The following is an 8508-nucleotide window of genomic DNA, read 5'->3' as shown; positions in this document are numbered from 1 at the left end:
AGAAAAATGGTGGTATTACATGGGCAAAAACTTATGGTCGCAAAAGTGATTACTATGCTTACTCTATCCAAAAAACTCTTGATTCTGGTTATATAGTTTGTGGAAAAACTTCTTCATTTGGTGCAGGTGGTGATGATATCTTTGTTTTAAAACTCAATTCAAATGGTAACGTGTTATGGGCTAAAACCTACGGTAAAGTAGGTGATGAAGCTTCCTATTCAATAGAACAGACAGCTGATTCTGGTTATATTATTGCAGGACAAACCTCCTCGTTTGGTGCAGGTGGTTGGGATATTCTTATCTTAAAACTCGATCAAAATGGGAATATTTCATGGGCAAAAACTTATGGCGGCAAAAGTGATGACTATGCAAGCTCTATCCAAAAAACTCTTGATTCTGGTTATATTGTTTCAGGTGTGACCTCCTCATATGGTGCAGGTGGTTTAGATTACCTTGTCTTAAAACTCGATTCAAACGGTAGTGTATCATGGGCAAAAACCTATGGGGGAGATAACATCGATTGGAGTTATTCACTACAAAGAGTAGTCGATGGAGGATATATTGTTATAGGAAAAAGTTCTTTTAACTGTGTGTGCGGCAAGGATATACTTGCTTTAAAAATCGATTTTAATGGTAATATACTTTGGGCAAAAACTTTTGGTTCCGAGTATGATGAGTCTGCAAACTCTATTCAACAGATAGCTGATTCTGGTTACATTATTGCAGGGCAAACCTCATCGTTTGGTGCAGGTGGTGATGATGTCCTTATTTTAAAACTTGACTCAAGCGGGAATATTTCATGGGCAAAAACTTTTGGCTCCGAGGGAAACGAATCTCTAAACTCTATCCAGCAAACAACTGATTCTGGTTATATAGCATGTGGACAAACCTCCTCATTTGGAGTAGGTGGTTGGGACATACTTCTTTTAAAACTCGATCAAAATGGGAATATTTCGTGTAGTAATAGTAACTACCTTAAGGATGTAAAATCCAAATTAGATGCAGAATCAGTTTCACCCTTTACTTCAAATGTTAATATAAATGCAATCTCTCAGGGTGTAAAGGTTTCAAGCATAAACATTACTACTTCTTCAACAAACCTTAATTCTAAAATAGTTTGCGGGAGTATTATCATTGTTCTCAAAATTGGCGATCTAAATTTTACTGTAAATGGCGTTAAAAATACCTTAGATTCTCCACCCGTAATAAAAAACGGTAGAACTCTTTTACCTATTAGAGCCATTATAGAATCCCTTGGCGGGTCAGTTGGTTGGGATGCAACTGAAAAGAAAGTTGCAGTTTCTCTTGGCTCAAAAACTATTGAACTTTGGATTGGTAAATCCACTGCAAAGGTGAACGGAGTTAATAAACCCATTGATAAGGATAACTCTAAAGTTGTTCCTGAAATCATCAATGGAAGAACAATGCTTCCATTGAGGTTTGTTGCAGAATCACTTGGGTGTGATGTGCAGTGGGATGCTAATACAAAAACAATAACCATAAAATATATTAACTAAGACAATATATTTGTTTTACCATCACCATTTTGATATAATACTCTTGGGTGATATTTATGAAAAAGCTAGTAGTCTTTATTGTTTTATTTACTTTGCTTATATCTTTTTCTAACGGATGCTCTAAAATAGATGAAAGATTTACAGTTGGTGTTTCTATTTATCCTTTTTATGATGCGGTAAAGTCAATTGGTGGAGATTATGTAAATGTTATTTTGATTGTGCCTGTTGGAAGTTCTCCTCATACTTTTACTTTAACTCCAAAACTTGTGGAGAGTCTATCGAAAGCAAAAGTTATTTTTGTAAACGGTTCTGGCCTTGAAAGTTTTATTTCATCGCTTGCAAATTCACTCAATACAAAAGTTGTGAGTCTCTCGGATGGTTTAAAAGAGATCATAGCAAATCACGGGGGTAATCCACATGTTTGGCTTAGTCCTGAATACTTTGTAAAGCAGTGCGAAGTCATTAAAAACACACTTACCGATTTGGACCCTTCTCACAAAGATATATACGAAAAGAATTTTGAAACTTATACAAACTCCATTTTGGAGAACGCAAGAGTCTTAAAAGAAAAATTATCTACACTTAAAAATAGAAATATTATCACTTTTCATGCTGCTTTTCCATATTTTGCAGAATATTTTGGTTTAAATATCCTTAAAACAATAAAAAAAGACCCGAATAATCTACCGAGCCCAAAAGATATTGCTGAAGTTGAAAACCTAATTAAGCAATACAATATTAAAGTAGTATTTAAAGAGCCACAACAATCTTCTGAAATTTACAATGCAATCGTTGAGGATACAGGTGTTAAAGTTCTTTCCCTTAATCCTTTAGGCGGAAGTGATAAAACAAAAACCTACATAGATTTGATGAAATACAACGTAAATACAATTTACGAAGCATTAAATGAATAATAACGAAATTTTAACTTTTTTAATCAAGGCGGATTAGTCCGCCTTATCTTTGTAATGTATGAATAATAATGAAATTTTAACAGTAAAAAACTTAAATGTGTTTTTAGGGAACAGCCAAATTCTCCACGATATAAACTTCTTTATTAAAGCTGGGGAACTCTCCGTTATTATTGGACCAAACGGCGCAGGTAAAACAACACTTCTTAAAGCAATACTCGGACTTATTCCTTATAAAGGTGAAATAACAATATTCGGAAAGGATTTAAGCAAGCTTACTAAAAACGAAAGAGACAAAATTGCCTACGTGCCACAGTTTTTTGAAAGACCTTATTCGATACCCATTACTGTAAACGAGTTTTTAACCCTATCTTTACAAGATAATACTAACGCAAGTAAAAGAATTTTAGAATTTGCAAAGATTGGTGGTATTGAAAAGTTCCTTAATAAAAAGATATTTGGTCTTTCTGGTGGTGAAATGCAGAGGGTGTTAATTGTTCGAGCCTTATTGAGTAAGCCAAGCCTCCTTCTCTTTGATGAGCCTTTTTCGGGAGTTGATAAGGTGGGAGAAAAGGCATTTTCTGATTTTATTCTCTCTCTTAAAAAAAACTATAATGTCACAGCAATTATGGTTTCACACGATGTCTATAACGTAACAAAGATTGTTGATAAGGTAATATGTATAAACAAAAGGCTTGTGTGTTTTGGAGCACCTGAAGAAATTCTTTTGGAAGAACATTTTGAAGAAATTTTTGGTAAAACTTTTGTTTCTCATAAACACAAAATTTGTAAGGAAGGAGGTCCGTGTAAATTCTACGAGGATGATGAATCCAGTGTTGGTTAGGACTTTCATTGCAGGTATTAGTGTAAGTTTTCTCTGTTCAGTTGTAGGGGTTTTTGTTGTTGTAAGAAAAATGGCTTTTTTTGTCCATGCTGTTTCTCATTCTGCCCTTACTGGAGTTGCCATTGGTTATCTTTTGGGCACATCTCCCTTTTTATCCTCTATTGGTTTTGGAATAATCGCAGGCGTAAGTGTGAGTTATCTAATTGGAAAATCAAAACTCTTTGTTGATACCGTTATAGGTATTCTTCTTCCTTTTACTATGAGTATTGGCCTTATCTTACTTTCATTTGTAAGAGGTTATAAACCAGATGTGATGAGTTATCTTTTTGGAGACATTCTCTCCACAGGAAAAAGAGACTTGCTTCTATTAATTGTAATTTCTATTTTTGTAATTTCACTCATTGCTCTATTTTTAAAAACGTTTATACTCGTTGCCCTTGATAGGGATTTTGCAAAGATTAAAGGTTACAAAGTAGAAATACTTGACTATCTTTTTATGTTTTTGGTCTCTCTTGTAGTATTGCTTGCAACAAAAGTTGTGGGTATTATTCTTGTATCTGCTCTCGTTGTAATTCCTGCTGCAACTGCAATGAATGTTTCTGAAAGTCTTAAGGGAACGTTTTGGTTGTCTATTCTTTTTGGGATTTTCGGAACTGCGCTTGGTATATTTATATCCTATATGTTTAATTTACCAACAGGTCCTGTTATTGTTAGTGTTATATCTATTTTATTTTTACTGAGTTTTCTATTTAAAAGAAATTAAAATTTAATATTATAAACTCGCCAAGTAAAACTTAATTCACCCATTCTCATAAGAGGATTTGACATATTGAGGTTTGAGTCTGCAATTTGAGAAGCACTTGCGTATGTCATACCTAATCTTATACCATTATCAAAAGTGCGTTTATATAATAGTGCATCTAACCCCGACCTTTTTTTCAGAACGCCAAGGATAAATATTCTTGCGCTTTCAAATTGTTTTTTATTCACTCTCCTTTTTATTTCTCTAAATATGATTAAATCTCTATACGTGTCTTTTATAGAAAAAGCGTTCTTTGTTGGCTTATAACTTTTAAAAATACTCCTATCTAATTCAAAAATTACTTCATTTATGTTAGGAATAGTAACAGACATGCCAATTGGCTTTGAATCTTCTTCTACAATATAGATTAAATCTTCAATTGCAACTTGCTTTAATGATGAAGCAATGTAGTTAAATTCTTCTTCTGTAAATTTTTCAAACTGTGGGTGTTCTATTGAATCCCAAGCAATATTATAGATTGCCCTTATTTTATCAATTTCATTTTTATAATCCTTAAGACTTGCATTTCTTATTACAATTCCATTTTGTTTCAATTTCATTTCTATTTTTGAGCCGTTTTCAAAAACGTTTGTTATCCTTTCTACATACTTATAGGCTTTTTCTTGGGAGATAAAGAAAGAGAACCAATCATTTTCTTTTTCACCGAAAGCATCAAATATTTCTTTGTAGTAGGGTGGGTTGTAAGGTTCCATTGGCATTGGTTTTTTATCAAAACCATCAATGAGTAATCCTGCTTCTCCTGAAGCATTAAATCTCATAGGCCCAATAATCTTTGAACAGCCTTCATTTTTCAAGTCATTTATTGCTCTTTCAAGGAGTTCGTATCCAACATCTTTTGTTTCTGCTTCAAAAAGACCTATAATGCCAATTTTCCCTTTAAATTTCTTTTCTATGTAATTTCTATCTATTAATGCAGCAATTCTACCTAAAGGTTGTCCATCTTTTTCGTATACATAATATTGTAGGTAATCTAAATGCATGAAGAATGGGTTGTATCCTGGGAGAATCTTTTTTAATTTAATTCTATCGGGGTTTAGATCTTGAAGTTCTTGAAGAATTAAAGGAAAAACTTTATTTGATTCTTTACTGCTATACCAAGAGATAAAAAAGGGGACAGAGACAAACTCTTTTAAATCTTTGATGGTGATATTAAAATTGGACTTTCTTTCTTCTGAATGTGGCTCTTCAATTAGTTTTCTAATCATCTTTAACCCACCTTTCATTATCTACTATATTTAGCATTATACTCAAAACACAAAAGTAGGCAAAATATGGTATAATTGCATTGTATGGAACTTGATAAAAAGAGATTGGAAGTTTTAAAAGAAGTTGTCAAAGAATATATTGAGACAGGGGAGCCTGTTTCTTCCGAAAAGGTTGCAAAAGGGGTAAGTTTTCCTATTTCTTCCGCAACGGTGAGAAACTACATGGCAGAATTATCAGATTTGGGATATCTTACCCAACAGCATATTTCTTCTGGGAGAATCCCCACAAGTAAAGGTTTTAGATTCTACGTTGAGGAAGCCCTAAAAGAGAGGAAACATATTAAACCCTCTAATATTGAGATCCCCGAGATAGATACTTTTAGTAATTTAAGAGAAATGCTTGCACAAATTTCTGATCTTATTTCAAATTATACAAACGAAATTTCTCTTGTTGTTTCACCCTGTATTGAAGAAGATAAATTAAGATATATACATTTTTTCATAGCTTCTGAGTTTTTATACACAGTTATTGTTTCAACAATTCAAACAACCGAAGCAATTCCTCTTTTAAAAAGCAATCTTACAATGGAGCAGGTTATCTATTTGGAGAATTTTCTAAACGAAAAGTTAAAAAATTTAGCTATTTTGGAAGCTTCTAAAATAATTGTTGAGAAAAACTTTTTTAGTGATGAGTTAAATAGAGATTTAGTAGTAGTTGTATTCAAGTTTTATGGGAAATTAAAGGAAGAACAATATAAGAGAAAAACACAGGAAATTTTTATTAGGGGCATCTCAAATTTATTGACAACCCAAATTGAAATTGCAGAAGAGCGTTTGAAATTCCTATTTAATATGCTTGAAAGAAAAGAAACCATCAACAAAGTCCTTGTTGAGTTAGAGCAAGGCGAAAAGTTGCAGATTATCATTGGTGATGAAAATAAAATCCCAGAATTATGGGATTACAGTTTAATTACCGTTAAATACACCATAAAAGAACTTGAAGGCACTCTTGGACTTCTTGGTCCAATTCGTATGAATTATGTAAGGGGTATTTTGGTCCTTGAAGAAATTGCAAATAAATTAGAAAAGATGGCGGAAAAGCTATTAGGATGATATTCTCAATTTTTACCTTAGGTTGCAAAACAAATCAATATGAATCAGAACTAATGCGTGAGTCTTTGTTAGAAAAAGGCTATGTTGAAACCAATTTTAAAGAATTTGCGAATGTCTATATTATCAATTCTTGTGTTGTAACTGAGAAGGCAGAAAGAGAAACAAGGAAGGCTGTTAACGAAGCTTTAGCAAAAAATCCCAATGCGCTTGTAGTTTTAACTGGTTGTTTTACAAATTTGCATAAGGAGTATAAAGATAAAAGAGTGGTATTATACAGAGGTGCAAGAAAAAAAATTTCTTCCTTTATAGAAACAGGGGTAGAGGAAGCAGTAGATTTTGAAAGAATAGAAAACTTTTTTGAAAGGGCAAGAGCCTTTGTGAAAATTGAAGAAGGTTGTGATAATTTCTGCACTTACTGTATTGTGCCTGTAGTGAGAGGTTATAAGATAAGAAGCAAGGATGAAAAAAATATTGTCGATGAAGTAAGAGGCCTTGTTGATCGGGGCTATAAAGAGGTTGTTTTGACAGGGACAGAAATTGGAAAATATGGGAAAGATACAGGCACAAGCCTTGCAAAACTTGTAAATAAACTTAAGAGAATTGAAGGATTGAGTCGCTTAAGGATCTCTTCAATACATCCAAAATATGTTACAGATGAGCTTATAAGCGAGTTTATTGAACCCTATGTTTTACAACCACATTTACACATCTCGCTTCAATCTGGCGATAATGAAGTCTTAAAGCAAATGAATAGGGGCTATACAAGAGAAGATTACCTAAGAATAGTTGAAAAGTTAAGAAATATCGACCCTGATTTTTCTATCTCAACCGATGTGATCGTTGGTTTTCCTTTTGAAACTGAAACTGCATTTTTTAATACCTTAACTTTGATTAAAAGAGTCCAATTTTCAAAAGTCCATGTATTTAGATATTCTAAAAGGCCATTTACACCTGCTTTTTACTTCAAGGAAAATATTTTAGAATCTGTAAAATCAACAAGAAGCAAGAGGGTTATAGAGTTTGCAAATGAAATTTCCATTGATTACAAAAAAAGATTCGTTAATAAAGTTGTTCCTGTTTTGGTTGAAGAAGTAAAAGACAGTTTCTACTGGGGTTTTTCGCCACACTACATAAAAGTCTCATTTCCTCAAGAAGCGAAATTAAACAAAATTGCCCTTGTTAAAATTGAAGCAGTTTTTGAAGATCATATAGAGGGCTCTTTAGTTAATTCTAAATAAATCCTCCAGATATTTTCTAATTTCTTCCTTTAGATCATCCCTTTTTAAGGCAAACGCAATATTTGCTTTTATTAAGCCAGATTTTTCTCCTACATCGTATCTTACTCCATTGAATTCGTATGCAATAAAGCGCTCCTTGTAGAGTAATTTTTTAATTGCATCGGTTAACTGTATCTCTCCGTTTTTGCCTGGCTCTGTCTTTTCTATTGCTTCAAAAATTGTTGAATTGAGGATATATCTTCCAACAATTGCAAGATTAGACGGTGCTTCCATTTCATTAGGTTTTTCAATAAGATCTACAATATCGTAGATGCTATCGCCTATTTTTTTGCCATTAATTATTCCATACGCTTTAACTTCAGAGAATGGCACTTTCATTACTGCAATTACATTACTTTGGTATTTTTGATGAATTTCAATCATCTGTTTAAGACAGGGGACGGGAGCATCAATTATATCATCAGGGAGAAGAACACCAAAATATTCATCGTTAATAAACCCGTTTGCATAGTAAATTGCATCTCCTAAGCCTCTTGCTAACTTTTGTCTTACATAAAAAATTCTTGCAATTTCACTTGTGCCTCTTATTAATTCAAGAAGATCAGTTTTACCTTTTTCCTCAAGTTCACGTTCAAGTTCAACTGCATAATCAAAGTAATCTTCAATTGCCCTTTTTCCTCGTCCTGTTACAAGTAAAACATTCTTAATACCAGAATTTAAAGCTTCTTCTACTACATATTGAACGGCTGGTTTATCAACGATTGGAAGCATTTCCTTGGGTTGAGATTTTGTTATCGGAAGCAATCTCGTGCCAAAGCCACCTACAGGGATAACAACTTTTTTTATTTCTTTCATAA

The 8508-nt window shown here is 33.0% G+C and carries 8 protein-coding genes; 6 read left to right on the top strand and 2 right to left on the bottom strand.

Translation table 11 applies throughout. The features are described 5' to 3' along the window. From K6343_05610 to K6343_05595, 4 genes are all read left to right on the top strand, one after another. Nucleotides 1-1517 (top strand): copper amine oxidase N-terminal domain-containing protein (locus K6343_05610; GenBank protein ID MEF3245435.1); only part of this gene is annotated, 1517 nt, incomplete at its 5' end. Between the two features lie 56 nt (nucleotides 1518-1573). After that, entirely contained in the window at nucleotides 1574-2431 is an 858-nt protein-coding gene (locus tag K6343_05605; GenBank protein ID MEF3245434.1) for a metal ABC transporter substrate-binding protein, read from the top strand. A 58-nt stretch (nucleotides 2432-2489) separates the two neighbouring features. Continuing rightward, nucleotides 2490-3272, top strand: a complete 783-nt coding sequence (locus tag K6343_05600; GenBank protein ID MEF3245433.1) for a metal ABC transporter ATP-binding protein — start codon at nucleotides 2490-2492, stop codon at nucleotides 3270-3272. Beyond that, complete coding sequence (locus K6343_05595) at nucleotides 3253-4035, top strand: metal ABC transporter permease (protein ID MEF3245432.1); 783 nt, start codon at nucleotides 3253-3255, stop codon at nucleotides 4033-4035. The genes K6343_05600 and K6343_05595 overlap by 20 nt, the downstream gene beginning before the upstream one ends. Here the strand turns inward: K6343_05595 and K6343_05590 are convergent. Next, the gene (locus tag K6343_05590; protein MEF3245431.1) at nucleotides 4032-5300 is read right to left on the bottom strand and encodes a hypothetical protein; all 1269 of its coding nucleotides are present in this window, start codon (nucleotides 5298-5300) and stop codon (nucleotides 4032-4034) included. The genes K6343_05595 and K6343_05590 overlap by 4 nt on opposite strands. An 84-nt stretch (nucleotides 5301-5384) precedes the next feature. Here K6343_05590 and hrcA point away from each other — a divergent pair, with 84 nt between their 5' ends. Both hrcA and mtaB read left to right on the top strand, forming a co-directional pair. After that, nucleotides 5385-6413: a heat-inducible transcriptional repressor HrcA gene (gene hrcA, locus K6343_05585; protein MEF3245430.1), complete on the top strand. Its 1029-nt coding sequence runs from the start codon at nucleotides 5385-5387 to the stop codon at nucleotides 6411-6413. Then, nucleotides 6410-7651, top strand: a complete 1242-nt coding sequence (gene mtaB, locus K6343_05580; protein ID MEF3245429.1) for a tRNA (N(6)-L-threonylcarbamoyladenosine(37)-C(2))-methylthiotransferase MtaB — start codon at nucleotides 6410-6412, stop codon at nucleotides 7649-7651. Before hrcA ends, mtaB begins: the two co-directional genes overlap by 4 nt. Here the strand turns inward: mtaB and galU are convergent. Further along, the gene (galU, locus tag K6343_05575) at nucleotides 7634-8506 is read right to left on the bottom strand and encodes a UTP--glucose-1-phosphate uridylyltransferase GalU (protein ID MEF3245428.1); all 873 of its coding nucleotides are present in this window, start codon (nucleotides 8504-8506) and stop codon (nucleotides 7634-7636) included. The genes mtaB and galU overlap by 18 nt on opposite strands. Nucleotides 8507-8508 lie beyond the last annotated feature (2 nt).

The organism is Caldisericaceae bacterium, from assembly GCA_036574215.1.
GTDB lineage: Bacteria > Caldisericota > Caldisericia > Caldisericales > Caldisericaceae > Caldisericum.
This window is presented reverse-complemented; position numbering and strand designations above follow the sequence as displayed.

Excerpts from the sequence above, each read along its gene's own strand:
- K6343_05605 (MEF3245434.1), top strand. The coding sequence starts at position 1,574 with ATGAAAAAGCTAGTAGTCTTTATTGTTTTATTTACTTTGCTTATATCT.
- K6343_05600 (MEF3245433.1), top strand. The coding sequence starts at position 2,490 with ATGAATAATAATGAAATTTTAACAGTAAAAAACTTAAATGTGTTTTTA.
- K6343_05595 (MEF3245432.1), top strand. The coding sequence starts at position 3,253 with ATGAATCCAGTGTTGGTTAGGACTTTCATTGCAGGTATTAGTGTAAGT.
- K6343_05590 (MEF3245431.1), bottom strand. The coding sequence starts at position 5,300 with ATGATTAGAAAACTAATTGAAGAGCCACATTCAGAAGAAAGAAAGTCC.
- hrcA (MEF3245430.1), top strand. The coding sequence starts at position 5,385 with ATGGAACTTGATAAAAAGAGATTGGAAGTTTTAAAAGAAGTTGTCAAA.
- mtaB (MEF3245429.1), top strand. The coding sequence starts at position 6,410 with ATGATATTCTCAATTTTTACCTTAGGTTGCAAAACAAATCAATATGAA.
- galU (MEF3245428.1), bottom strand. The coding sequence starts at position 8,506 with ATGAAAGAAATAAAAAAAGTTGTTATCCCTGTAGGTGGCTTTGGCACG.